The 24,336-nt window shown below is 50.0% G+C and carries 21 protein-coding genes and 1 tRNA gene; 12 read left to right on the forward strand and 10 right to left on the reverse strand.

Annotation, left to right across the window (positions count from 1 at the left end; translation table 11 throughout):
- Positions 1 to 15 precede the first annotated feature (15 nt).
- Entirely contained in the window at positions 16 to 1,197 is a 1,182-nt protein-coding gene (gene wecB, locus FCL49_RS19140) for a non-hydrolyzing UDP-N-acetylglucosamine 2-epimerase (RefSeq protein WP_174354751.1), read from the reverse strand.
- Between the two features lie 183 nt (positions 1,198 to 1,380).
- On the opposite strand from wecB, the gene FCL49_RS19145 reads away from it, so the two are divergent.
- From FCL49_RS19145 to FCL49_RS19170, 6 genes are all read left to right on the forward strand, one after another.
- On the forward strand, positions 1,381 to 2,283 hold the full coding sequence (locus tag FCL49_RS19145; RefSeq protein ID WP_174354752.1) for a LysR family transcriptional regulator: 903 nt from the start codon (positions 1,381 to 1,383) through the stop codon (positions 2,281 to 2,283).
- A 157-nt stretch (positions 2,284 to 2,440) separates the two neighbouring features.
- A complete protein-coding gene (locus FCL49_RS19150; protein WP_174354753.1) occupies positions 2,441 to 3,601 on the forward strand; it encodes an MFS transporter in 1,161 nt (386 codons plus the stop codon).
- 32 nt (positions 3,602 to 3,633) lie between these two features.
- Entirely contained in the window at positions 3,634 to 4,785 is a 1,152-nt protein-coding gene (locus tag FCL49_RS19155; protein WP_174354754.1) for an acyltransferase family protein, read from the forward strand.
- Between the two features lie 17 nt (positions 4,786 to 4,802).
- Positions 4,803 to 5,759 carry an alpha/beta hydrolase gene (locus tag FCL49_RS19160; RefSeq protein WP_174354755.1) on the forward strand — a complete coding sequence of 319 codons (957 nt, stop codon included), beginning with the start codon at positions 4,803 to 4,805 and terminating at the stop codon, positions 5,757 to 5,759.
- Positions 5,750 to 6,538 (forward strand): SDR family NAD(P)-dependent oxidoreductase, encoded by a 789-nt coding sequence (locus FCL49_RS19165; protein WP_174354756.1) that lies wholly within the window; start codon positions 5,750 to 5,752, stop codon positions 6,536 to 6,538. Before FCL49_RS19160 ends, FCL49_RS19165 begins: the two co-directional genes overlap by 10 nt.
- Before the next feature lie 11 nt (positions 6,539 to 6,549).
- The gene (locus tag FCL49_RS19170) at positions 6,550 to 7,335 is read left to right on the forward strand and encodes an SDR family NAD(P)-dependent oxidoreductase (RefSeq protein WP_174354757.1); all 786 of its coding nucleotides are present in this window, start codon (positions 6,550 to 6,552) and stop codon (positions 7,333 to 7,335) included.
- 71 nt (positions 7,336 to 7,406) lie between these two features.
- On the opposite strand, the gene FCL49_RS19175 is transcribed toward FCL49_RS19170, so the two are convergent.
- Entirely contained in the window at positions 7,407 to 7,643 is a 237-nt protein-coding gene (locus FCL49_RS19175; RefSeq protein ID WP_012004591.1) for a DUF4282 domain-containing protein, read from the reverse strand.
- Between the two features lie 145 nt (positions 7,644 to 7,788).
- Here FCL49_RS19175 and FCL49_RS19180 point away from each other — a divergent pair, with 145 nt between their 5' ends.
- Complete coding sequence (locus FCL49_RS19180) at positions 7,789 to 8,376, forward strand: histidine phosphatase family protein (protein WP_174354758.1); 588 nt, start codon at positions 7,789 to 7,791, stop codon at positions 8,374 to 8,376.
- 66 nt (positions 8,377 to 8,442) lie between these two features.
- Here FCL49_RS19180 and FCL49_RS19185 read toward each other — a convergent pair whose 3' ends face one another.
- Positions 8,443 to 9,174: a helix-turn-helix transcriptional regulator gene (locus FCL49_RS19185; protein WP_174354759.1), complete on the reverse strand. Its 732-nt coding sequence runs from the start codon at positions 9,172 to 9,174 to the stop codon at positions 8,443 to 8,445.
- 1,048 nt (positions 9,175 to 10,222) lie between these two features.
- Here FCL49_RS19185 and FCL49_RS19190 point away from each other — a divergent pair.
- The 3 genes from FCL49_RS19190 (at position 10,223) to FCL49_RS19200 (ending at position 15,245) form a co-directional block, all read left to right on the forward strand.
- Positions 10,223 to 13,516 (forward strand): autotransporter outer membrane beta-barrel domain-containing protein, encoded by a 3,294-nt coding sequence (locus FCL49_RS19190; RefSeq protein ID WP_174354760.1) that lies wholly within the window; start codon positions 10,223 to 10,225, stop codon positions 13,514 to 13,516.
- Positions 13,517 to 13,917: 401 nt separating this feature from the next.
- Positions 13,918 to 14,748 (forward strand): winged helix-turn-helix domain-containing protein, encoded by an 831-nt coding sequence (locus FCL49_RS19195; RefSeq protein ID WP_174354761.1) that lies wholly within the window; start codon positions 13,918 to 13,920, stop codon positions 14,746 to 14,748.
- Positions 14,745 to 15,245, forward strand: coding sequence for a hypothetical protein (locus FCL49_RS19200; protein ID WP_174354762.1), 501 nt, complete (start codon positions 14,745 to 14,747; stop codon positions 15,243 to 15,245). Before FCL49_RS19195 ends, FCL49_RS19200 begins: the two co-directional genes overlap by 4 nt.
- 52 nt (positions 15,246 to 15,297) lie before the next feature.
- Here the strand turns inward: FCL49_RS19200 and FCL49_RS19205 are convergent, their stop codons facing one another.
- The 3 genes from FCL49_RS19205 to FCL49_RS19215 form a co-directional block, all read right to left on the reverse strand.
- Entirely contained in the window at positions 15,298 to 16,434 is a 1,137-nt protein-coding gene (locus FCL49_RS19205) for an HlyD family secretion protein (protein ID WP_174354763.1), read from the reverse strand.
- 5 nt (positions 16,435 to 16,439) lie between these two features.
- Positions 16,440 to 16,763, reverse strand: a complete 324-nt coding sequence (locus tag FCL49_RS19210) for a DUF3302 domain-containing protein (protein ID WP_174354764.1) — start codon at positions 16,761 to 16,763, stop codon at positions 16,440 to 16,442.
- A 165-nt stretch (positions 16,764 to 16,928) separates the two neighbouring features.
- Positions 16,929 to 17,501 carry a GNAT family N-acetyltransferase gene (locus FCL49_RS19215; protein ID WP_174354765.1) on the reverse strand — a complete coding sequence of 191 codons (573 nt, stop codon included), beginning with the start codon at positions 17,499 to 17,501 and terminating at the stop codon, positions 16,929 to 16,931.
- 272 nt (positions 17,502 to 17,773) lie between these two features.
- Here FCL49_RS19215 and FCL49_RS19220 point away from each other — a divergent pair, with 272 nt between their 5' ends.
- Complete coding sequence (locus tag FCL49_RS19220) at positions 17,774 to 19,228, forward strand: PLP-dependent aminotransferase family protein (protein WP_174354766.1); 1,455 nt, start codon at positions 17,774 to 17,776, stop codon at positions 19,226 to 19,228.
- A gap of 1 nt (position 19,229) precedes the next feature.
- Here FCL49_RS19220 and FCL49_RS19225 read toward each other — a convergent pair.
- From FCL49_RS19225 to FCL49_RS19235, 3 genes are all read right to left on the reverse strand, one after another.
- Positions 19,230 to 19,324: transfer RNA gene (locus FCL49_RS19225), tRNA-Sec, on the reverse strand.
- 101 nt (positions 19,325 to 19,425) lie between these two features.
- Positions 19,426 to 20,772 carry an esterase-like activity of phytase family protein gene (locus FCL49_RS19230; RefSeq protein WP_174354767.1) on the reverse strand — a complete coding sequence of 449 codons (1,347 nt, stop codon included), beginning with the start codon at positions 20,770 to 20,772 and terminating at the stop codon, positions 19,426 to 19,428.
- 76 nt (positions 20,773 to 20,848) lie between these two features.
- Positions 20,849 to 22,048 (reverse strand): CynX/NimT family MFS transporter, encoded by a 1,200-nt coding sequence (locus FCL49_RS19235; RefSeq protein ID WP_174354768.1) that lies wholly within the window; start codon positions 22,046 to 22,048, stop codon positions 20,849 to 20,851.
- Between the two features lie 126 nt (positions 22,049 to 22,174).
- Between FCL49_RS19235 and FCL49_RS19240 the strand changes: the two genes are divergently transcribed.
- Complete coding sequence (locus FCL49_RS19240) at positions 22,175 to 23,029, forward strand: LysR family transcriptional regulator (RefSeq protein ID WP_174354769.1); 855 nt, start codon at positions 22,175 to 22,177, stop codon at positions 23,027 to 23,029.
- A gap of 53 nt (positions 23,030 to 23,082) precedes the next feature.
- Here FCL49_RS19240 and xylR read toward each other — a convergent pair whose 3' ends face one another.
- Complete coding sequence (xylR, locus tag FCL49_RS19245) at positions 23,083 to 24,261, reverse strand: D-xylose utilization transcriptional activator XylR (RefSeq protein WP_174354770.1); 1,179 nt, start codon at positions 24,259 to 24,261, stop codon at positions 23,083 to 23,085.
- Between the last annotated feature and the right edge of the window lie 75 nt (positions 24,262 to 24,336).

A 24,336-nucleotide genomic window follows, 5' to 3' on the forward strand; every position in this document is an offset into this window, starting at 1 on the left:
CTCTTTCCTCGCATATCAGGCAGCGCTGGTAACGAAATAGCGTTCCGGTTTCATCTCACAGCCGCAATAGAATGGCTGAACAGCCGGGCCAAGCCCGAAAAAGTTGGCCATCGCACCAATAACCCGCTGCGTCGCCAAACCGTCGCCATAGTGATCCGTTTGAATATTGGCGCTTTTGAACGCGTTCAGATTATCGAGAATGCGATTAACGTGGTGGATAATCAGCTCACCCGAATTGCCCACCAGAATGGCGGAACCCGAGTGAGTGGCTTCTGGTCGCTCCGTGAGCGAGCGCAGAATCAACGTCGGTTTACCGAGCGTAGGTCCTTCCTCTTCAGCTCCGCTGCTGTCGGAAAGAATAACGTCCGCACGGTTCATCAGACGGCAGAAGTCCAGGTAGTTCAACGGCTCGATCAGATCGACATTGTCGATATCGACCAGAGCACTTTGGAAAGCCTGTCGAACAATCGGGTTCTTGTGCATCGGGATCACTACCCGTACGTCCTGACGCTGGGCGATCTGCTTAATCGCATCGGCGATCTCAGGGATCTTCTCCCATGCCTCGCGCCGGTGGGCTGAAGCCAATATAATTTTTCGCGTATCCTGCTGCAGCTCCGCAAGCAACCCAATGTCTGAAGGGGCTGGCTGGTCAATTGCCCAAAGCAAGGCGTCCACCACGGTATTTCCAGTGATCACAATGCGGTTCTCTGCAATACCTTCACGAATCAGGTTGGCGGCATTGCCCGGCGTGGGTGCCAAATGCAGCGAAGCAATCTGCGCAACCAGCTTTCTGTTACCCTCTTCAGGAAACGGGGAACTAATATTGCCACTGCGCAGCCCAGCCTCAATATGAATCACCGGAATATGGTGGTGGAAACCCGATAGTGCAGCAGCCAATGTGGTGCCAGTATCGCCATGCACCGTGAGCGCATCCGGCTTCAGTTGTGGCAGCAACTTGGCCAAACCGTCAGTAATTCGCGACGTAATATGCGCCAGCGTTTGCCCCGGTTGCATCACCTGCAGATTGTAATCCGGCTGAATACCGAACACGGCCAACGCATCATCCAGCATTTCTTTATGCTGACCGGTAGAAATAACAAACACTTCAAAGCGTTTATCATTTTTTAAAGCATTAATCACCGGGCCATATTTGATCGCTTCTGGCCGCGTTCCTAAAATTACAGCAATTTTCTTCATTATCTGACTCCTGGAGTGGATGATAAATAGAAATAGCAGTTTATTGATTATTACTTATGCAAAAAAAATTTAAAAAGAAAGCGTTAGATTCCACTTATGGTCTATATTCTATTGAAGACGAAGTTGGGTTTGGTTGAAAGCGATATTTTGGATAAACACTTACGCTGGAAAGGAACATATTAAATGAAAAATCTTGATGACCTGGAGGCTTTTGTCCGCGTGGTCGACAGCAGTGATTTTTCAAGTGCAGCGCGTTCATTAAATGTTACCGCTGGGGCAATAAGTAAACAAATAAGGCGGCTTGAAGGTTCACTGGGGGTCACTCTGTTTGAGCGTAGTACCCGACGTATTCGCGTAACGGATGAAGGATTACAGATTTATGAATGCATTAAAAGAGGGTTAAGCAGTATTCGTGAAGCCTACGGCATTGCCGAACAAGGCAGACAAAGCCTTTCTGGTAACATCGCCATCAGCAGCCCTTCTACATTTAATGACTATTTTTTGATCGAGGCTATCGAAAACTTTAAACAAGATCATCCGGAGGTTAGCTTCTATCTGGACAGCTCTAACCGTGTGGTAGATATCTATTCTGATGGTATTGATCTGGCTATTCGATCAGGCCAACTTTCCGACTCGCAACTAGTGGCGCGTAAAGTATTTGAACAGCATCGGGTCTTGGTCTGTTCACCCACTTATCTGGCCAGAATTACGCCCCCAAACCATGTTCAGGATCTTTCGCCTTTGAATGGTCTGGTGTTTGCCTATCCAGGCTATAACTCTGCCTTCTGGACGTTGGAAAATACCGAAAATGGTGAGGTGCGACGTGTCCCGATCAAAAAAGCCATGAGTTCTGACGATGGTATGGCATTGCTCAACTGGGCTTTGCAAGGGCATGGCATCGCATTGCGTGAATCCTGGAGCGTACAAAAACACCTCGCATCCGGTGAACTGGTCAATATATTACCGGAATGGCATGAACCTATTAGCCCAATTCAGATTGTCCGAACCGGTCGCAATTCTGTACCAATAAGGATTTCAATGTTCTCTAATTTTCTTATTGAATTTTGTCAGAGTAAGATGGAATAGTTATTTTATATAACAAAATAGCCTTTAAGGCTATTAATTAATACTGACCGCACATTGTGACAGAACTTCACAAGTGATGTTCCAAACAATGTATAGCGCAATTTTTTAAGGCTGGGCATTATCATCTCCATAGTAATTTCATTCTTAGGAGTATGATATGCCTCTTGCCTTACTGGCGTTGGCCATTAGTGCTTTTGCTATTGGTACAACGGAATTTGTCACGACCGGGTTATTGCAGGATATTGCTCGGGATCTTCATATTACTATTCCGCAAGCAGGTTACCTGACATCTGGATATGCTTTAGGTGTGGTAATCAGCGCTCCTATTTTAACCATATTACTGGCCCGTTTTAACCGAAAACATACTCTGATATTTCTGATTCTTTTATTCATTGTCGGCAGTATTCTTTCTGCCAAGGCTGCAACCTTTGAGCAATTGATGTTTGGCCGAGTATTGTCCGCCTTCTGCCATGGCGCATTTTTCGGTATCGGGGCTGTAGTGGCTACCACGGTGGTAGCGCCCAACAAGAAAGCCAGCGCCATTGCACTGATGTTTACCGGCCTGACGCTGGCCAATGTAGTTGGTGTTCCTCTCGGCACCTATTTTGGTCAACATTTCGGTTGGCGCGCTGCCTTCTGGGCCATTGCGGTGCTTGGGATCGTTGGTTTTGCCGGACTGGCTGTGCTGGTCCCCAAACAACTGGCCGAACGCAGCCACATTATGGATGAAATTGCGGTGTTCAAACGCCCGCAGGTCTGGCTCGCGCTGATCGTAACCGCCATCGGCTTTAGCGGATTGCTGGCCTCTTTTGCATATATATCACCAATGATGACAGAAGTAGCCGGCTTTTCACCGGAAAACCTGGCTTGGATCCTGTCGATTTACGGCGTTGGCCTGGTGGTCGGCAACATTGTTGCCGCCAAATTTGCCGACCGCGCTCTGGTACCAACCATTTTAACCCTACTGACCCTGCTGGCTCTCGTTCTGCTGCTATTCACCTACACCATTCACATCAAGCCATTAGCCATTATCACCGTGTTTTTCCTCGGCGCAATTGGCTTTGGCACCATTCCGCCACTGCAAATGTACGTCATGGAGAAAGCCACTGGCGCACCTACTCTTGCCTCTGCGGCCAATATTTCGGCGTTCAATCTGGGTGCATCAGGGGGGGTTTGGCTGGGTGGCATGGCGATCAATGCGGGTTACGGCTTCGTCTCACCAAACTGGGTTGGGGCTATTACTACCGGAATCGGTCTGCTAATCGCTATCTATGCGGTACGACAGAAGCGGGATTTGGTGTTGGAAAATAACTGCTGACATTTCCTTCGAACGATCAATGAGGTTATCGGATGATGAGCAATAACATGATTAACGCACAACGCCCTAAAAATTTAACCTCATTGACTGGTATGAGGATCTTTGCCGCCCTGTTGGTGTTTCTTTTCCATGCATCACTCGGCAAGATGCTCAATCCCTTTGAGGATCTACAGGTTGCCAATACTTACGCCCTGGTGTTCAAAAATGCTGGCTGGCTGGGTGTTTCGTTCTTTTTTATCCTCAGCGGGTTTGTCCTGACCTGGTCGGCTAACCCACAGCAGTCCAACCGGCGCTTTTGGCTGAAGAGATTGGGGAAAATCTTTCCCAACCACCTCGTAACCTGGGCTCTCATGCTGGTATTTTTCAGAAGTTACGTGTCAGATAGCCATGCCTGGTTACCCAACCTGTTTCTACTCAGCTCCTGGTCGAACAACATCGACATTTTCGTCAGCGTTAACCAGCCTAGCTGGACGTTGTGTTCCGAACTATTGTTTTACCTTCTGTTTCCGGCGATTTTTCTGATAGTGCGCAAATTGCCACCCCATTGGCTACTTCATGCACTGGTAGCACTTTTCCTTATGCTGGCATTAACTCAGTTTGCCATTGCTCAGTGGGTCGAAGGTACGCCACAACTCAAAGAGTGGCCGCTGTCGGAGAACCAATGGTGGTTGGCCTATAACTTCCCACCATTTCGTCTGTATGAATTCGCCGCCGGCATGATAATGGCTCGTTTGCTCCAGGCCGGTCGACACATCCCCCTGCCACTGTCTGGCGCGGTGTTACTGGTGTTGGCGGCTTATGTGGCAACCTACTTTGTGCCTTTCCAGTACTCACTGAATCTCCTCACATTCATTCCTTTGTGTCTGCTGATTACCGTCGCGGCACAAAGTGACCTGGCCGGGACACCCACGCTGATAAATGCCCGTCTGACCGTCTGGTTGGGTGAGATTTCATTCGGCATGTACATGGTCCACTACCTGGTTCTGATTACGGCAAAACAGATGATGTCGGGCCAACTCTATGGACTGACGTCCTCGCTGCTGATTATTTTGACATGCCTGCTGGCTTCGCTGGCTGGCGGCTATCTGCTTTATCGCTATATCGAATTGCCCGTAATGCATCAGTTGGCAAAGACGGAAAAGAAGCCTGTTGTCATTGCCACTCAATCCATCACGGAACGTTAATGCATAAGGTAAAATAAATGAATGAAATATTGAGCGATTTTCTTGCCGAGCAAAATGAAAAAAATCCAGTTAATTTTAACCAACTGGATGTCGTCGAATTTCGACAAGCCTTTCCGGAACGTTTTGCCGAAGGCAGTTATCGGCAGAACGTAAATAAAATAGATATCGAGATTAATTTAACCGGAAATAAAATCCTTGCGCGTCTTTATAAGCCATTCGATATTGCCGGGACATTACCGGTTCTGGTGTATTTTCATGGCGGTGGCTTTGTTATCGGTACACCGGCGCTGAGTGACTCTATCTGCGAAGGGCTAGCCTACGGCGCTCAATGTGTCGTAGTTTCTATTAACTACCGGCTGGCCCCCGAACACCCTTTCCCCGCTGGGTTGCAAGATGCCTTCGAGGCCCTGAACTGGGTTTATCACAACGCCGCTACGCTGGGTATCGATCCAGAACGCATTGCCGTTGGCGGCAACAGTGCTGGTGGAAACTTTGCTGCCGTACTGGCACAGGCCAGTTCGGACGTCGTTCCGGTGCTTTGCCATCAGGTGTTGTTATTCCCGGTGGTGAATTATGGATTTGACTCAGCCTCAATGCACGAATACACGCAGGGCTTCTTTTTAAGTCGGAACATGATGCAATGGTTTTGGGAAACCTATGTGCCAGGTCATTATGATAAACAGGATCCGCTAATTTCGCCCTTGCAAGCACACCAATTAAAAGGCGTTTGCAGTGCAACCATTATTACTGCCGAGTATGACATCTTGCGGGATGACGCCCACAGCTATGCCGAAAAATTAATAAAATCTGGCGTTCCGGTCACCCTAAAGTGTTGGAGTGACAGCATACATGACTTCATTCTCATGCCCGATAAATTCCCTGCGGCCGATGACGCCCTTATTTTCGCCGCTGAAAAATTAAAAAATGCCTTTGCTACTTTTAGCGTCAGTCATGGAGAGCGTAAATGGAACTAAATTTATCGAATAAAATTGTACTCGTCACTGGCGCCGCCTCAGGGATTGGGGCCAGCGTGGTAAATAAAATGCTGGAGGCGGGTGCCAACGTGGTGGGGGCAGATATCAATCCTGTACCCTTCGAGGCCATTCAAAACCGCAAAAAATTTCTACCGCTAGAAGCGGATCTGGCTGACTCTAGTGCCGCACAATATATCGTTGATGAAACTGTCCGCCATTTCGACAAGATCGACGTATTAATCAATAACGCAGCGGTGATCAAAGTACGTAAGGGTTTTCTCAGCGTTAAAGATGAGGACTGGTTCGAAACATTTAACCTGAACTTCCTCGGTTACGTTCGCACCTCGCGTGCAGCACTACCACATATGCTGGCCCAGAAAAGCGGTGTAATTATACATACCGCGTCAGAAGCTTCAGTCATGCCCAACCCACTGTTGCCAGACTACAGCGTATTCAAATCAGCGGTTGTCGCGTTATCAAAAGCGCTGTCTCGGGAGTTTACTCCACTTGGCGTGCGTTCCAACGTCGTCTCTCCCGGCTTTATTCGTACGGCGGTCTACGATGCGCCGGGCGGCATTCTCGATTCTCTGGCAGAAAAATATGATGTCGATCGAGAAAGCGCATTGGAGCAGTTCCTTAGCCAAATCGGCATGCCTGCCGGACGATTGGGTACACCAGAAGAAGTTGCCGATCTCATCGTCTACCTGGCTTCGGAAAAAGCGGCATTCATGTCTGGATCAAATATTCTGATGGAAGGCGGCATTGTCCCGACCGTTTAACTGAGGTGAATATGATTATCGATAATTCCAAACGAAAGGCACTGATTACCGGCGCGACTTCCGGCATTGGTTTTGCAGCAGCGAAAGGGCTGCTGGAGACGGGGGCGGATGTTTATATTAACGGGCGCAACCCGGAAAAATTGGCCACAGCACTGCAACGCCTCAATATCACCGACTCCAGCAAGGGTATTCTCGCCGATGTGGGAACGGCAGCAGGTTGTGCGGCTCTGATTGAGCAACTGCCGCAGGTGGACATTCTGGTAAACAACGCCGGTATTTTTTCGCCACAACCGTTGGTGGAAATTGACGATGAAGAATGGTTCAAGTTTATCAATGTCAACTTTATGAGTGGTGTCCGCCTTACCCGGCATTATATGCCACAAATGCAGAATGCAGGTTGGGGACGCGTGGTATTTGTCTCAAGCGAATCAGCCATTCAGGTACCACCAGAAATGGTGCACTATGCCGTGACTAAAACGGCACAACTGACCCTGGCACGCGGATTTGCCGAGGTAGCCAAAAACACCAACGTAACAGTTAACAGCATATTGCCCGGTCCCACAATGAGCGAAGGAGTCGAGCGATTTGTACGAGAAATGGTACCGGATCAGAGCGTGCCGCTGGATGAAGCGGGACGCATCTTTATTCGCAACGAGCGCTCTACGTCTTTGTTGGGCAGAATGGCCAGTGCCGATGAAGTGGCCAATCTGATCGTTTATCTCAGTTCCGAACTGGCTTCTGCCACTACGGGTACTGCTGTACGTGTAGACGGGGGCGTCTTGCGCGGCATTATCTAGCCTGGCAAAAGAAACCCTCTGGTGCCAAGGCTCCAGAGGGTTATCATTGAAGCTTCAAGAGTTCTATTTAGTTACGGCTTTTCGGAGATTTTGCGCAGGTATTCGTTATTTTTAAACGCAATAATGATCATTTCAAAGCAAACGCGAGTAAACACTCCGCCGATGATGATGGCGAACAGACCACGGAAAAACTCACCGTAGAACATCGCCCCAATCCCACCAACAATAATGCTCAGCAGGCACAGCCAGTAGACACCGGTGATGATTTTCGGAGTCAGCATCGCATCAAAAAAGAAAATGTTTTTCATTGTAAATCCTTCCTTAGGCCAGTATTTAATTATCCCAGAGGCGCCGCATCGGAGCGGCAAGCCCTTTTTGTCACACCGGTAATGATAGCGAGTAACGCGACCAAAAGCGCATAGAAATCAGCAGGCCATTACATAAGGGTTGAGGATGTTTAACAAAGTAGCTCACAATTTACTCGGCGGTTTGGCGGCGTTGCTGTTATTGAGCCAAAGCGCGCTGGCGCAGGAAACGCTGATCTTTGTGCGGCATGGAGAAAAACCGGCCAACAACAGCGGGCAGTTAACCTGCAAGGGGCTGAACCGCGCGCTGGCGCTACCGGACGTGCTGCTTAATCGCTATGGCAAACCGGATTTTATCTTTGCCGCCGGGCCGAAAGAAGACAAGACCGGCAGTTCACTGCGGGCGCTGTCGACCATCATGCCCACCGCCGTACGGGTAGGATTACCAATCGGCATTCAGTTCCACGCCGATGACATCGCCGGGCTGCAGCAGGAACTGCTGAGCGATAAATACCAAAACTCACGCATTTTTATCTCCTGGGAGCACAAGAATCTCGATAAGGCAGTCAAGAATATTGTGGCAGCACGCGGGGGCGACGCCGATTCAGTGCCAAAATGGCCGGGCAGCGACTTTGACAGCATTTTCGTGGTCACGCTGGATCAGGACAAGGTTTCATTCAGGCAGGAAAGCGAGGGGTTGACCGCGTTAGCGGAAACCTGCCCTTCGGGGGGATAATGCCAAACGGCCTTTGGCAGGGATAACATCAGGAGCATCACCGGGCTTGGCAGCCCGACATCCATGTTACCTGACCGCCGTCGACGTAATAAGCCCCAGTTCAACGCCCAGCCGAATAGCCTGACGGGCGTTGCTGACGCCAAGTTTAATCACAATATTCCCCATATGAAACTTCACCGTACTCAAGGAAATACTGGCAATGGTGGCAATCTCTCCATAAGTTTTCCCCATGCTGGCCCAATACAACACCTCACTCTCCCGCGGAGTGAAAATGGGTTTGTCCGCGTCCGCATGATGCCTCTGCCGACAGGACGAGACCGACTCGGCGAGACGATACATTTGCTCATTAATATCGATCAGCAGCATTTGTATGGCTCCGCGATCGGATGAAAGCCGCTTTTCCAGGTCCTTTTCTCCGTTGCCGCCGAGGATGACCGATAACAACGCCAGGCTATTCATCGAGTCGTGCAATACAAAGGTGAAGCCGTTAACAATGTTGTACCGCCTGGAAAGGCAAAAAATCTTATCTGACATCAGGGTAATATTTTCGTCCCAAACAAAGGGCGAACTACGCTTGAACGCGGTCAGCACCACTGGGTCAGTAAGCTGAAAATTGTTGGTGCGATAGAGATCTACCCATTCCTCAGGATAACTGGAAATAATAAGCGCATCCGACGGATCTTTTTTTCTGACCACGGTGTAAGCGTATTCCGGGCTACCGAGTAAGGACAATTTTCTGTCGATATGGTCCCGAAGCGTTTCCGTTATTGTTTGATTTTCACTGAAGGAAGAAAACATAGGGACTCCGTGGCAGTTTGACCCTTCCCTGTGGTGCAAGAACCTACACTTATGTTGAGGTATGAACTGTACTTAAGTTCAGGTTATGAATCAGGCACTCTGTCTTATAATGAACCACGTTAGGTGAAGAGTAAAAGCATACTCTGTACGGTCAGGTAGGCCACTCAGCCAACACCAGGGAAATTTTCCGGTCGGACAGAATAGACAAAAAAAACTTCTGACCGGGATCCTCACGTTAACACCGCTAATTTATCCTTTCAAATTCATCTTCGCCAAGACCATAGTTTGTCTACCAAAGCCCATAGGATTACTTGACTCTCTGTATCATAAAGAAAACGAGTATTATCAGAAATCGCGCCTAAAATGAGCGCGCCGGCGTTTATAAAAGGTTATTTTAAAAGTTCCGGCTGGTCATTTTTATCAGATTTATACTCAATCAGAGATGCTCTCTTAAAAGAAAGGGGAAATCATAAGCTCAAATACCTACCCCATCACTCCTTCCCTGCTGCGGAACCAGCTCAGAGCCTTCTCTGGTTAGTATCATGCTCAGAAAAGACATTAACAAATGTTAATCATGAGAAACTATTTCATATTTTAACTAAAATCCAGTGTAAAACAGATGAAATATACAGCGACCATTGATTATTATCAATATTGCTACTGAATTATTTAAAAAACAAAAGAATTACATATAAATCAACAATATAATTAAAAACACGTCATTATTTCAACAACCAAAAAGAACATGTTAAAAGAACATTTCCCATTTTAAAAAGATGATAACAATTGGATGCGCATTCTGGTCAGATATAACATTCGCCCAAGGACAGGTCTTTGCGCAATTTTCTACTATACCAACAATAATCTGATAAATATCTGACCTTACAGATTGTGATAACAATTACATTGAATATATGGGTTGCCACCTTAGATCAGCGAAAAATTCTTATCCAGGAATGTATCGCTCATCCTAAAAAGTAAAGCCTAGTGCTTGGCTGAGAGTGAGTTACCCATAAATGAGCAACAACACCATCGAGATTACAAACGCATGAAATATATTTATAAAGCAGTGTCCCGCGAAGGGTTGGGATTGATTATTTTAGCATCGCTGACTACGACCGTAAATGCGGCCCCGGTGGTTATCAATAAGCCTTCTGTCGTCAAGGATCTGCCGACAGATCCGAACGCCTTGTATATTGGTCAGGGAGGAACAGGTTCACTGGTTATTTCAAAAGGAGAAACGGTTACTTCTGGCCAGAATAAGAACGATAATACAGGTTCTGTGCTGGGTTATAGCCAAGGCGATATTGGGAGTTTAACTGTCGACGGTGCTACCTGGTACGATAGCGTTACCACTTCTAATGTTCCCTCTGGCCGTGGCACCACGGCAGTTGGCGGCGGCGGCAACGGCACTCTGGACATTAAAAACGGTGGCAAAGCTTCCACGATGTTTATCAACATCGGACAAAACCAGGGAAGTACCGGCGTTGTTAACGTCGATGGCCCAGGCTCTGAGTTGTTTGCAACTGCGGATAGCACCTCTGGGATCACCGTTGGCACCAATGGCACGGGAACACTGAGCATCACCAACGGAGGGAAAGTTACCTCTAATACCTCTTCCAGTTTGGGCTATGGTCCGGGGTCAAGCGGCACAGTAAACGTTGATGGCCCAGGCTCTAACCTTACCATTACAGATGGCTCCATAGAGGTCGGTCGCCAGGGGACGGGTATATTGAACATTACCTCCGGTGGTACGGTGAATAGCCAATCTGGGGGGATTGGCACAGAGGCTGGTTCAGTGGGGACTGCCACGGTAAACGGCGCGGGATCGGTATGGAACGTCGGGCCAAAAAAAGGTATCAGCCTTGGCTTTACCCGGGATGTGAATCATCCAAACGACGTTAATAATACTGCCACCGGCACACTGATTATTGGTAATCAAGGCAAGGTCGTGGCAGAGGGGGGCATCAATGTATCTGGTAATTCCAGCACGCTCATTATTGGTGCCAAGGCTGGCGATCAGGCCATTACCCCCGGAACGCTGGAAGCTCCTACCGTTAGATTAGTGAATGCTACAAGTTCATTGGTATTTAATCACTCAGATGTTACAGGCAATTATCTGTTTTCACCCAAGGTGAGTGGCCTGGGTTCGGTGACGAACTTGAGCGGGACAACCGTCTTGACCGGCGCAAATACCTACACCGGCGGCACAACTATCAACGGTGGAACATTGCAATTAGGCAATGGTAGCTCAACCGGTTCCATCGTCGGCAATGTACTTAACAACAGCGCATTTGTTATCAATAACCCCGTAGAAACCGCCCTGACGGGTGATATCTCGGGTACCGGCACGTTGACCCAGCAAGGCGCTGGTACCACAGTTCTTAGTGGTAATAATAGCTACACGGGAAAAACCACCATCAATGCAGGCGCGTTGCGTACTGATGTGGTTGACAGTATCGCCAGCAGTAACGAGCTGAATATCAATGGCGGCGTGTTTGACCTGAACAGTAACAACCAGCGAGTGAATCGTCTGAACGGTACCGGTGGTGAGGTTCATCTGAATGGCGCAACGCTGACCGTCAACAATGCGGCCGCTACAGATAATACCCTCTTCGCCGGCGATATTATTGATGGTTCATCCAAAGGTGGGCTGACGAAAACAGGTGACGGTAGCCTGACGCTGAGCGGCAAAACCGGCTGGACCGGTGACACCCATATCGACGGTGGCGAATTGGTGCTCGATGGCAGTAACGGCGGCGCACAATTGGTCAGCAATATCATTGCCAAAGACAACACCGCGTTGTCTCTGCGTAATGGGGCTACGCTGACCGGCTGGATTGACCCGACGGATGTCAATATCGATTCGGCAAGCCGTTGGAACATGACGGCAGACTCGCTGGTCGATGACGTCAACCTCGCCGGTACCATCAACTTTGTTGCCCCAGCAACACTGCCAATGACTGCCGGACGTACCCTGACGGCCAACAACTGGAATGGTCAGGGCGGTACGGTCATGCTCAATACGGTGTTGGGGGATGATACTTCCGTCACTGATAAGATTTTGGTCAACGGCAACACCAGCGGAAACACCTTCGTGAAGGTGAATAATGCCGGCGGTGGCGGCGCATACACGGTGCAAGGCATTCGCGTGGTGGAAGTGAAAGGCCAGTCTGACGGCACCTTTACCAAATCAGGTCGTATCGTGGCCGGGGCTTATGACTATAGCCTGGAGAAAAAAGGCACCGACTGGTACCTGACCAACCTGCAAGCTGCTCCTCCGGTGGTTGTTCCGCCGGTAGTTGTTCCGCCGGTAACCGATCCAACAGACACGCCTCAGGGAGATAATTCGTCTCCGATTGTCCGTCCGGAATCTGCCAGCTATACCGCCAATTTGGCCGCGGCCAATACCATGTTCGTCACGCGTCTGCATGATCGACTGGGTGAGCCTCAGTACACCGACATTCTGACCGGTGAGAAGAAAGTCAGCAGCCTGTGGCTGCGCCAGGTGGGTGGTCATAATCGTTGGAAAGACAGCAGTGGGCAAATCAGCACTCAGAGCAACCGTTATGTGGTACAGCTGGGTGGCGATATTGCACAGTGGAGCTCGGATGAGCTGGAACGCTGGCATCTGGGGGTCATGGCTGGGTACGGTAACGAACACAGCAACAGCAATTCCAATGTGACGAGTTATAAATCCAAAGGCTCAGTTAATGGCTACAGTGTGGGCCTTTACGCCACCTGGTACCAAAACGACGAGACCAAACAAGGGATGTATCTGGACAGCTGGGCCCAGTACGGCTGGTTTAACAATCATGTGAAAGGCCAGGATATTCAGGGTGAGTCCTACAAATCCAGCGGTATCACTGCGTCGCTTGAAACGGGTTATACGCATAAGCTGGGTGAGTTTGCCGGCAGCCAGGGGTCACTGAACGAATGGTATATCCAACCTCAGGCGCAGGCCATCTGGATGGGGGTCACGGCGGAAGACCATCGTGAAAGTAACGGCACCCGAGTCAGCGCTGAGGGTGAAGGGAATCTCCAGACTCGCCTGGGTGTACGTACCTATCTGAAAGGTCATAACAAAATTGATGATGGAAAGAACCGGACCTTCCAGCCGTTCGTAGAAGTAAACTGGATCCACAATACCCAGGACTTTGGTACCCGGATGGATGGGGTGAGTATTTCCCAAAGCGGCGCCCGTAATCTTGGTGAAGTCAAAACAGGTGTTGAAGGTCAGCTTAACCCACACCTGAATCTGTGGGGTAACGTGGGTGTTCAGATCGGGGACAAGGGCTACAGCGACACCGCAGCCATGGTCGGTGTGAAGTACAGTTTCTGAACAGGTTAATGTAACCAATCACCAATCTTGGACGCATTTCAGTTAGCGACTAATGAGATCTGAGTTCAGCACTCCGCTGGACTCAGATCTTTAAATATCAGCCGTATTTATCGCTGGGTGTGAAATGCTTTTGGATTAATCCTGATTTTATTCCATTCATAGGCAGTTCATTTTAAAAAATGGACGCTGATGTTATATATTCGTTAAAACTCGCATCCACCTCAGAAAATAAAATAAAAAATAACTGCAACACAATCAACTAGTTAAATATAAATATTTTAGCTTTACTGTCTTTTTATATATGAATGTGTAAAAAAGAACATTATATATAGACGCGATAAGTTGCAAAGGTATTATATGTAAATTAGAATAATTGTGAATTACAAAATATATTGATATTTATGAAAGAAGAAACCATGTCATTTGAAGCGGTTGTTGAGAGTTACATCATAGATAGAACTCTCATATTTATCCCAGATGAATCATTTATTCAAAATTTGGAAACCAGGGAATACAAAAAACTTAAACACACAGAAAGCCAATGCTTACTGTTATTGTTGGCAAAGCAAGGCGTAGTAGTGCCACAGCTCGATCTTATGAAGTTCGCATGGGGCGAAAAACATCGAGATGTCAGTTTCAACATATTTTACCAGCGTATACTGGCCCTGAGAAAAGCTTTTGTCCAACTGGGAATGACTAAAAACATCATTATTACCCTGCCACGAAAAGGGTTAATCATAGACAATGGCATCACTATTGAAACGCATGATGAAACATCATCAAAATTAAATAATGACGCCTTTGAAATAAATGATGAAGTTTGCAAAAACAAGAACCACATGATTAATTGCTTACCTTCTCATCCCGCAATCAATTTCTTTACCACCAGACTTAATCGATATACCATCATTGCAATTATTTTATCCACAGTAATTATCAGCCTGTTTACTCTTTACTCTGGCAATGACCGAGATTACTTTTCTGATTATTATCTTGCCAGCAAAAACAACAACCCTTGCCAGATTTTTTTTAACACTGATACAGATAACCACTCGCGACACTGGCTGTTTATCAATCAGAACCTCGAGCTATGCCGCCCTAAAAAAACCATATATATCACCACCTATAACAACACAAAAAATCTATCTCTCCTAATATGTTCCGCACCAATTTATCGAACTAAAAACAATCGGTGCTCCTCATTCTACTATCCTGATTATCAAACAAAATGAAATTAATTAAGCTTTCTATGCATAAGATGGCAATTGCTGCGGTTGCTGTTTTCATCTTATCATCCACAACCTTATATTTTTTTCACATAAAAAAAGAAGAGTATCAAAAAATAACCTGCCGTGCAGATATGACAATAAAAAACACGCACTCGACTTTCAATGGTATTATGGACTTTAAAATCGGCCAAGAAAAAGGCATTGCCAATATAGCGGGCTCAGTATCCAATGAATCAGGCAATGAGTATATTGTTCAACGCACCATATTTTTCACTTTGACCAGCTACGGGGGAACGCCCATATGGCTTTCAAATAAAATCGTAGTTTCAGATGTTGAAAACTCCCCTGCAGCACTATTATCGGGCACACTTCCTGATTTTTATGTAAAGCCCTCAACAGTAAATGATGTCAATATAATCCCTATCAGCAAGGATGGCTGGTTGATAACAAAATCCAGCATCCCACTCCTATACTGTAAAAATTATAAAATAAATGATTGAATACTCGCTAAAGACACAGAGCGAGTACCAGTCTCAATCAGAAGAGGTCGCACTAATGATCCAAGTAGAGATAGTGCATCCAACTGGTCATCCGCAGCAGTACCTTGCGCATGACCGCCACGTGGGTAAAGTGATCGGAGTATACCGCCACCTGCGAGAAAATCCCGTCAGGCAATTCGTCGATTTCACTGTTGGGTGCCAGCTCAATCACCGCCAGCACGCCATCACTACCAGCGGCCACGCTCAGCGATTGTAGCGTCCCTTGCGCCTGGTAAGACCCACCGGGCACTACCGGAAGAATTCTGATCAATTTACCGGGGAATACCTGACCGGGAAAGGCATTAAACACTACTTCGGCTTCGTCGCCGGCCTTCAGGCGCAGCAAGGAGTTTTGGCGGAACTGAGCAATAATTTGCCTTTTTTGCTCAGGGATAAACACCATCACCGGCCGCAGCGGAATTGCCGCGGCATAGGTGCCTGGGCGGATCAATACCTGGGTAACGTAGCCATCGCTGGGGGCACGTATCACCGTTTGATCAAGATTATATTTGGCCTCAGCCAACTGCGCTCTGAGACTGACGATTTGAGACTGTTCCCCGTTAATCACGCTGTCTAACTGACTTTTTATTTGAGCTTGCTCAGCCACTGAGCCTTTTACCAGCGCATCTTGTGCCAGATAGTTCTGTCGTGCGTTATCAATATCACTTTCCGAAAATGGATTAACCTTGGCCTGGCTACCTTTGACATAGCGCTGATAGTCTTTATATAGCCGATCGCGCTCTGCGCTTACCCGAGAAGTATTGGCAATAGCTTCGTCGAGCTGACCTTTAAGCACCTGCGTATTATTAATTGCGGTAACCAAATCAGCCTGGAGTCGATTGACTCGCGCCTGGTAGCGCACGGGGTCTAATTTAAACAGCACTTCACCTTTTTTCATTAATACACTTTGCTTATCGGTTACTTCGATTACCACGCCAGTCACCTGTGGCGTAATAGGGATAGAGATAACCGCTTTTTGCGCCAAATAAGTATAGGGGTGGTTATAATTCATTAGCAAAATTAACGCCCCAATTAAAAATACCCCGCCTAATGCAGCCGTCGGCACGGTCCATTTATTGACTGGAATTTTGAAAATTTTAAATATTGACCAGGCAAATGCGACATAAGTCAGGATAATGAGCAGATCCATGGTGGCTACTCCAAAGGTGGCGTTTTATTATCAACCAGTTTCATCTCCAGCTCCGCTACACGTTGCTGTAACTGTGCGAACGACGCCTCCTGACCTTGCATACCCCAACCGCGCTCGGGGCGATATAAAGTAGCCCATATCCATAAAAACGGCCAGATCACGTGCAGAGTGAATAAACTCACCCAGCCCGCGACATGAATCGCATCGGCATGCGGATGGTTGCGTGCCTTGGCAATAAGATAGGGGATATCATGCAGGATAATGATCCCATAGAAAATAATAAGGAAAACCAGAATAAGTACACCCAACGCGAAGTAATTAAGAAACATAACTGCCTCTCATTTGCGGTTCCAATGTTCACTGGTAAAGTAAAGATAGTCGCGTTTTTAGCTCTTTGTGCTAAAACTGGGTAAGTTTATTACGTCGGGTGTACCTTATAGGAAATGAACCAAAACAGATAACAACGCCCCTTTGATTTTATGGGTTTTTTAGGTTTAAGCGAAAGATCCGTTACCACTCAGACGAGTAGCGCAAACCATCCAGTAATAATGATTATTATTAAAGGTAAACTCATTCAAAACCTGGAGCCCCAGTTTACGCGTATGTGCCGCATAAGAGCGTGGGTTAATTTTATTCACAAATGTGACCAAGACATCAAAACGCGATGACATTTGTTTTAATGCAAACGCAAACAGCGCTTCAAGCACCCCGCTGCCCCGAACCGAAACGTCGACACAGATCGGCCCATATTGGTAAGAGTTATCCACCGTCAACACCTGGCCGGCAAACTCACATTCTTCCAATCTGCCAATCATGTGCTCAAACAAAGGCCAGGGGGCCCAAAACTGCCAGGAAGCGGCCATCACGAACGCGACAATCTTACCTTTCTGCCTGGCGACAAACAGCCCTTGCTCTTGCTCGATCAACGCGACCATTTGCTCATAGGTCAGCAAAGTGGTCACAAAACCATCTTTCTTGTCTTCCTCACTGATGGTTGCTACCTGATACCGCTTGAGCAGTTCAGTCACTTGTTCAATATCAGCCACATTGGCCACACTCAATTCCATGCAAACCTCCTCGCAAGTCGAAATAGCCCAGTTTTTTAGAAATTTATCATTGCAGTAAAAATTAATTCTCTGTATTCCATCAAAGTTATCTTTTGATAAATAACAAACGGCTCAGTCACAGGAATATAAACCTCGGTCATTCACCAATTCGAGCTGACAAACTTTCTGCGAATGAACACATTGAATTCATTATTTCTAAGCCTTGCTAGCTAAACTACTATCAAAGTAATCTGTTTTATACGTACAGATCAGAGCGATATGGAGTGGAACAGATGCCAATGGAGCAGACGGAAGCGGGAAAACAGGGCAGCCTGTACCGTCAGATTGCCGAACAGATAAAACAGGCAATCCACGCAGGATTTTTACCTGCCAATGCACGTTTGCCGTCGGTAAGAACGCTGGCCACTCAATACAACATCAGTCTGACAACCGCACTTAAAACCTTGCGTACCCTGGAAGATGAACATTACGCCGTAGCCAAACCCAAATCCGGTTTTTTTGTCGCACCAAAGCGACATTCGCGGCAAAAGGACGCCGTTATCGTGGAACAGCCACGTGAGATTGCGCCGCTGGATGAACAAACCGAACTGCACATGGCAATGGTGGGAGAAGACTGCCGCGTTCGTCTGGATCTGGCCAATGGTGACAGCTCTTTGTACCCCATCAAAAAGCTGAGTTTGATCATGCGCCAGCTTGGTTATAGCAAACCATTTTTGCTCGGTGATACGGTCAAAGGCTCTGGCTATGCGCCGTTAAAAACAGAAATTGCCCGACGAGCGATAGACTATGGCTGCAATATTAATCCGGATAACATTTTAGTGACCAACGGCTGCGTGGAGGCGCTGTCGCTTTCTCTGCTTGCGACAGTGCAACCGGGAGATGCGGTTGCCGTTGAATCGCCCTGCTATTTCGTTTTATTGCAAATGTTGCGTCATCTCAAACTACGCGTGATTGAGGTTGAAACGGGTAACGAAGGCTATGTTGATAGCGAAAAGCTGATTGCGCTGTTCCAGAGAAAAGCGGTGAAGGTGTTTGTCACCCTCGCCAATGTTAATAACCCACTGGGCAAAACCATACCGAACGAGCAAAAAGCTCACATCGCGCGGCAGGCCGATGAAAACGATGTGATCATTATTGAAGATGACACCTTTGGCGACATCGCCTTTGGTGATCAACGGCCATTTCCCATGAGGGCCTTTAGCCCCAATGTTATCCTGTGCAGCGGTTTCTCTAAAACCGTGGCGCCTGGCGTGCGTGTCGGTTGGGTTCACAGCAACCATTACATGCGCAAAATCACCTCACTGAAATATACCTCGACCATGGGCTCACCAATATTGCCGCAGGCAACCATTGCCGAATTACTGAGCAATGGCGGATACGACGCCCATCTGCGCAAACTCAGGCATAAGTTGGCTAACCTGGTGAGCAAGATCCGTCAGGTAGTGTTACGAGCATTCCCCCCTGGCACAAAAGTCTCTGAGCCTGAAGGCGGTTATGTGCTGTGGGTGGAAATGCCGAAGAATGCCTTGAATGTACGTTCACTGTTTATCAAAGCGCGCAATGCCGGGATCGGCATCGCCCCCGGGCATATTTTTGCCACGGATGACCGCTACGATCACTGTTTCCGACTGAATGCAGGCTTTGGTTATAACGATGAGGTTGAACAGGCGATCGCCCAGCTTGGGCAATGGTGTACTCAGTCACTTGTGGGGAATGAAGCGGATTGATTGGCGGAAGATCACAGGAGTCGAACCTGCCCAGGACCGCTGGCGGCCCCAACCGGATTTGAAGTCCGGCCGCCCCACCGGGGACGAGGATCTTCCTTCGGGTACAGGAAGCAAGGGGCTGATTATAGCGCAGTTTACCCTTAGCGCTAAGAGGGAAATAGCGCTAGCCCCCGGCAATATGCCGGAGGCAGGCAGGGTTAAGGCTTCAGCAAGTCTTTGACGTCCAGCAGGATAAACTCGTTGTCATCCGCCACGTTCGGCTGGCGGCTGGAGGAGAACGGGAAGTTATTATCGTTGCCGACGATGATATGGCTGCCATCCACCACATCCACGTTTTCAATGGTGAAGAACGGGAAGGTCAGCACGCCGTTATTCAGCGGTTTGCGTGCCAGCTTGTTTGGGTCCTGAATGTTCATCAGATCAATATAAGCCAATTTATCGACCGGTTTGCCGACGTTATCGTCGGAAAAAGCGATTTTGTACACTCGCTTGAACTTCGCCACCTGGCTGAAGCAGTTATCGGTCGGTGCGCCCGCAACGCAGGCTTTGTCCGCCGTGCCTTCGTTATTATCGCGCTCGATCACCAGGCCATGGGTGGCGTCGATCATATTAAAATCGCCGATGGCGTTCTGGTTGTCTTCCAACACATATTGCCAACTGCGGCCGGTCCAGGCCTGTTGTTTCACGTCAAATTCCAGCACCCGCAGATAGCGTTTACCATCGATATTCTCGAATTTTTCACCGTCCCACAGCGCACCTTCAAGCAACGGGTACAATTTGCTGCCGTCCGGTGATGCCGCCATGCCCTCAAAGCCCTTGGAACGTGCCACCTGGAAGTTCTGTTTGCCGTCCGGTGCGCCCGGCAGGGTCAGCGTCGGGTTATCCGGCGACTTCACCACCTTGCCGTCGACCTTGGTATCGAACACCGCCAATACCTTACCGTTCAAATCGGCCTTAATCAGATAGGGGCCGAACTCATCGCCAATCCACAGGGCATTGTCGGCAAACTGGAAGCTTTCCGGGTCAAAATCGCTGCCGGTCAGGTAACGTTTATCGCTGCTCTCATTGATGATATGGAAGGGGACATTTTTGTCCGGATCGTGCAGGAATACCGTTTTCAGCGGCGTCACCGTGCCGTTGTCGAAGTCGATTTTGTAGTGGTTGAGGTACAGCATGGCGTCCGGTGAATTGGCCTTGCTGCCAAAACCGTTGTCAGTCAGCACCCAGTAGGTGCCGTCGGGCATATGTTTGATGCCGGAATGCCCCTGCAGCGGCTGCCCGTTGATCGGCAGGCCAATACCGGTCATGCGATCGGCGGATTTACCCGCCACGCTGCCCAGTTCGGTCACGCGTTTGCCGCTGGTGTATTTACCGCTTTGCTGTAAATCGGCGGGGGCATCCTGCGGTGCGGCAACGTTGGATTTCACCGCCAGTAACGCGTGCCCGGCCAGGGTTGCCGGCACCGGTTGAGCTTGCGCCCACAGGTTAGTGCTCAGCGCCATACAGCCGGCTAACAGCGCCAGGCGGGTTTTGGTTATGTGCATGTCTTGGTTCCCTTTTTGTTGTTATCGCCCAGAGGTAAAAGCAACGTCACTATAGGGAACCGCAATGACAGTAATATTATTCGGCGAACGCCCGCCGGTAGCTGCGCGGATGGAAGCGCCAGGTGATGGCGATCAGCACCACCACCAGCAGCGCATGGATTTGCCAATCCAACACAAAGTCACCGCTGTAATCACGCAACAGGCCAGAAATATAAGGCGTGGCCCCCGCCAGCAGGAAACCAATGCCCTGCATAAAGGCCACCAATCGCCCCGCTGCCGCCGGGTGCGGAATATGATCGAGCGCCAGCACCAGGCACAGCGGGAAAGCCCCGCCCAGCCCCAGGCCGGAAACCAGTACCCACAACCACGGCAACGTCTGCGGCAAATAAATCAGGCCGATGAAGCCGATCAACTGCATGACTAATGCCAGCAATAATAACGGCCGCCGATCTACCGATCGCGCCAGCGCCGGTAACAGCAGCGCCCCGACAACCTGCCCGAAGGTCATCAGCGCCAACAGCGATCCACTGGCCTGCGGCTGCCAGCCGAGCTGCATATAATACGGCGGCAGCCAGGCGATCAGGCTGGTATAGCCGCCATTGATCAAACCAAAATAAGCACCGAGCAACCAGGCGCGACGGCTGAACCACAGGCTCGGCCCGGAGGAGGTTCCGGATGGCGTCAGGCGCTTCAGGCCACGGCTGACCGGCCACCAGGCGATTAATGCCACCAGTGCAGGTACCGCCCACCAGGCCAGTGCACTGTGCCAGTCATGACCGACACTCATCAGCCAGGGGGTCATCGCCGCCCCCAAACCGCCACCGCCCATCAGAGCCGCCGACCACAGCCCGGCCACCAGGGCCATCTGCTTGAGAAAGTGATGTTTGATAATGCCGGGCATCACCGCCTGGATCACCCCAATCCCCAGTCCACCCAACACTGCGCTCAGCAGCAATTGCGTGCTGCCCGGTGCCAGTTCACGCCAGGCGGCCCCCAGGCCAATGGCCAACAGGCTCAGCACTACGCTGGTACGCTCGTCGAACAGGCGGTTGATCGCCCCACCCGCCAGCGCCATCAGCCCCATCATCAGCACCGGCAAGGTGGTCAGCAACGCCGCCCCGCCAAAACTCAGTCCGGTGGCCTGCCGCAACGTCGGCAACAACGGGCCGATCGAGGTCAGCAACGGCCGCATATTCAGGCCAATCAGCACCAGCGCCCACAGCAGGGGGTTGAACCAGCGGCGTAAGAAAGGGGGAGCAACAAATTGATTTAACACGGTCTATTCCTGAACTTCCGGGATGAAGAGTGCGGGGTCACAGAGTGGCTGCCGCAACGTTGCCTTACTCTAGGCTTCCCCGTTAGTATTGGGAAATTAAATAATAAAATAGCCAACAGTGGAAAAATGAATCGTTACCCGATGTTCAATCCGCAGTTACTGCTCAGCTTTGTCGCAGTCTGCGACAGCAATAGCTTCACTCGCGCCGCAGAGCGGGTGTTTTTGTCGCAGTCGACCGTCAGCCAACAGGTGCGCCGCTTGGAAGAAATGCTGGGGAAACCCCTGTTCGAACGTTCGTCCCATCAGGTATTGCTGACCGAGGAAGGCGTCAAGCTGTTGAGCTATGCGCGGCGCATCATCGCGCTGAATGAAGAGGCGCACGACGCCTTGACCGGCATCTGGCGCGACGGCGTACTGCGGTTGGGGATGCCGGAGGATTTTGCCGCCCCCACCACCGAACTGCTGGCGGAGTTCAGCCGGGCGCATCCGCATCTGCGGCTGGACGTCACCAGCGGCCTGAGCGCCGATCTGCACAGTGCCTACGCCCGTGAAGAGCTGGATCTGATCCTGGTTAAACAACGCCGTAGCCAGCCGCCGCGGGCCGCCCGGCCGGAACCGCTGCTGTGGCTGGACAGCCTGGCCTTCCCGGCAATAGAACAGTCGCCGGTACCGCTGGCGGTGTTCCCGCTCAATGGGTTATATCGCGATGATTTGTGTCAGGCGCTGGATAACCTCGGCAAGCGCTGGCGTATTGGCTACAGCAGCGCCAGTCTGGCCGCACTCACCGCCGCGTCTGCCGCCGGACTGGGTGTCACCCTGCTGCCGGCCAGTTGCCGCTTGCCCAGCCACCGGGTATTGGGCAGCGCCGAAGGTTTACCGCCGATCGACAACATTGAGCTGGCGCTGTATTACCGCGACGGCGCCCCCGCAGCTACGCCCGCGCTGGCCGAACGGCTAAAGGCGTTTTGTGGGTTGGTGTGATGAAACCTGTAGCTTGATTAGCTACATATGTAGCCATAACGGCTACACCCACCCTAATACCCAACCTCGCCATAACGCCCACGGTAGTCTTTGGGGGTCATGTCATAGCCCTTCTTGAACACCGAATAAAAATACTGCAGCGACGGGTAGCCACACATCTGCGAAATCTCGTTGATGGTCAATGAGGTTGCCGTCAACAGGTTGCGGGCGCGATCCAGCTTTTCCTGATGGATAACATGGTGGATAGTTTCGCCGGTCTCATCCCTGAAGCGTTTTTCCAGATTGGAACGCGACAGGCCGATCGCATCCAGCACCTGCTCAACCTTGATACCCTTGCAGGCGTGATGGCGGATGTAATGCATCGCCTGGATCACCGCCGGATCGCGCAACGAGCGGAAATCGGTAGAACGGCGTTCAATCACCTTCACCGGCGGCACCAAAATACGCTGCAATGGCAGTTCACGGCGATCGAGCAGTTGGTGCAGCAGCTTGGCGGCGCGGTACCCCATCTGGCGGGTGCCCTGCGCCACCGAAGACAGCGCCACCCGCGACAGGTAACGCGTCAGTTCTTCATTGTCGATACCGATCACGCACAGCTTTTCCGGCACCGCGATGTCCAGATGTTCGCACACCTGCAGCAAATGGCGTGCCCGCGCATCGGTCACGGCGATAATGCCGGTCTGCTGCGGCAGGGTCTGCACCCAGTCCGCCAATCGGTTCTGCGCGTATTGCCAGTTATCCGGCGCGGTGGCCATGCCCTGATACACCACGCCCTGATACTGCTCCAGCGCCACCCGCTGACGGAAAGCATGCTCACGCTCCTGCGCCCAGCGTTTACCGCCTTCACTGGGCAAACCATAGAAGGCAAAACGATTAATGCCTTTTTCTTTCAGGTGACTGAAAGCCGCCTCCACCAGCGCCTGATTGTCGGTGGCAATGTAGTGCACCGGCGGATAGTCCTCGTCACGATGATAAGAGCCACCCACCCCGACAATCGGCACCCGGACGTTATGCAGTAGTTGCTCGATGGCACCATCGTCGAAATCGGCGATCACCCCATCGCCCAGCCAGTCCTTGATGTTGTCGATACGGCAGCGAAAATCCTCTTCGATAAAGATGTCCCAATCACATTGCGAAGCCTGTAAATACTCGCCTACGCCCTCGACCACCTGGCGGTCGTACACTTTATTGGCGTTGAACAGCAAGGTAATGCGAAAGCGCTTTTCGAACATGGGCATCCCCGGTAAGTAGACTGCTCTCTGGGATAGCACAACCTCTCTGTGGGAGCAGCAGGCATCACCTCATAA

This window comes from Serratia proteamaculans (genome assembly GCF_013337185.1).
GTDB lineage: Bacteria > Pseudomonadota > Gammaproteobacteria > Enterobacterales > Enterobacteriaceae > Serratia > Serratia proteamaculans_D.

Excerpts from the sequence above, each read along its gene's own strand:
- wecB (WP_174354751.1), bottom strand. The coding sequence starts at position 1,197 with ATGAAGAAAATTGCTGTAATTTTAGGAACGCGGCCAGAAGCGATCAAA.
- FCL49_RS19145 (WP_174354752.1), top strand. The coding sequence starts at position 1,381 with ATGAAAAATCTTGATGACCTGGAGGCTTTTGTCCGCGTGGTCGACAGC.
- FCL49_RS19150 (WP_174354753.1), top strand. The coding sequence starts at position 2,441 with ATGCCTCTTGCCTTACTGGCGTTGGCCATTAGTGCTTTTGCTATTGGT.
- FCL49_RS19155 (WP_174354754.1), top strand. The coding sequence starts at position 3,634 with ATGATGAGCAATAACATGATTAACGCACAACGCCCTAAAAATTTAACC.
- FCL49_RS19160 (WP_174354755.1), top strand. The coding sequence starts at position 4,803 with ATGAATGAAATATTGAGCGATTTTCTTGCCGAGCAAAATGAAAAAAAT.
- FCL49_RS19165 (WP_174354756.1), top strand. The coding sequence starts at position 5,750 with ATGGAACTAAATTTATCGAATAAAATTGTACTCGTCACTGGCGCCGCC.
- FCL49_RS19170 (WP_174354757.1), top strand. The coding sequence starts at position 6,550 with ATGATTATCGATAATTCCAAACGAAAGGCACTGATTACCGGCGCGACT.
- FCL49_RS19175 (WP_012004591.1), bottom strand. The coding sequence starts at position 7,643 with ATGAAAAACATTTTCTTTTTTGATGCGATGCTGACTCCGAAAATCATC.
- FCL49_RS19180 (WP_174354758.1), top strand. The coding sequence starts at position 7,789 with ATGTTTAACAAAGTAGCTCACAATTTACTCGGCGGTTTGGCGGCGTTG.
- FCL49_RS19185 (WP_174354759.1), bottom strand. The coding sequence starts at position 9,174 with ATGTTTTCTTCCTTCAGTGAAAATCAAACAATAACGGAAACGCTTCGG.
- FCL49_RS19190 (WP_174354760.1), top strand. The coding sequence starts at position 10,223 with ATGAAATATATTTATAAAGCAGTGTCCCGCGAAGGGTTGGGATTGATT.
- FCL49_RS19195 (WP_174354761.1), top strand. The coding sequence starts at position 13,918 with ATGAAAGAAGAAACCATGTCATTTGAAGCGGTTGTTGAGAGTTACATC.
- FCL49_RS19200 (WP_174354762.1), top strand. The coding sequence starts at position 14,745 with ATGAAATTAATTAAGCTTTCTATGCATAAGATGGCAATTGCTGCGGTT.
- FCL49_RS19205 (WP_174354763.1), bottom strand. The coding sequence starts at position 16,434 with ATGGATCTGCTCATTATCCTGACTTATGTCGCATTTGCCTGGTCAATA.
- FCL49_RS19210 (WP_174354764.1), bottom strand. The coding sequence starts at position 16,763 with ATGTTTCTTAATTACTTCGCGTTGGGTGTACTTATTCTGGTTTTCCTT.
- FCL49_RS19215 (WP_174354765.1), bottom strand. The coding sequence starts at position 17,501 with ATGGAATTGAGTGTGGCCAATGTGGCTGATATTGAACAAGTGACTGAA.
- FCL49_RS19220 (WP_174354766.1), top strand. The coding sequence starts at position 17,774 with ATGCCAATGGAGCAGACGGAAGCGGGAAAACAGGGCAGCCTGTACCGT.
- FCL49_RS19230 (WP_174354767.1), bottom strand. The coding sequence starts at position 20,772 with ATGCACATAACCAAAACCCGCCTGGCGCTGTTAGCCGGCTGTATGGCG.
- FCL49_RS19240 (WP_174354769.1), top strand. The coding sequence starts at position 22,175 with ATGAATCGTTACCCGATGTTCAATCCGCAGTTACTGCTCAGCTTTGTC.
- xylR (WP_174354770.1), bottom strand. The coding sequence starts at position 24,261 with ATGTTCGAAAAGCGCTTTCGCATTACCTTGCTGTTCAACGCCAATAAA.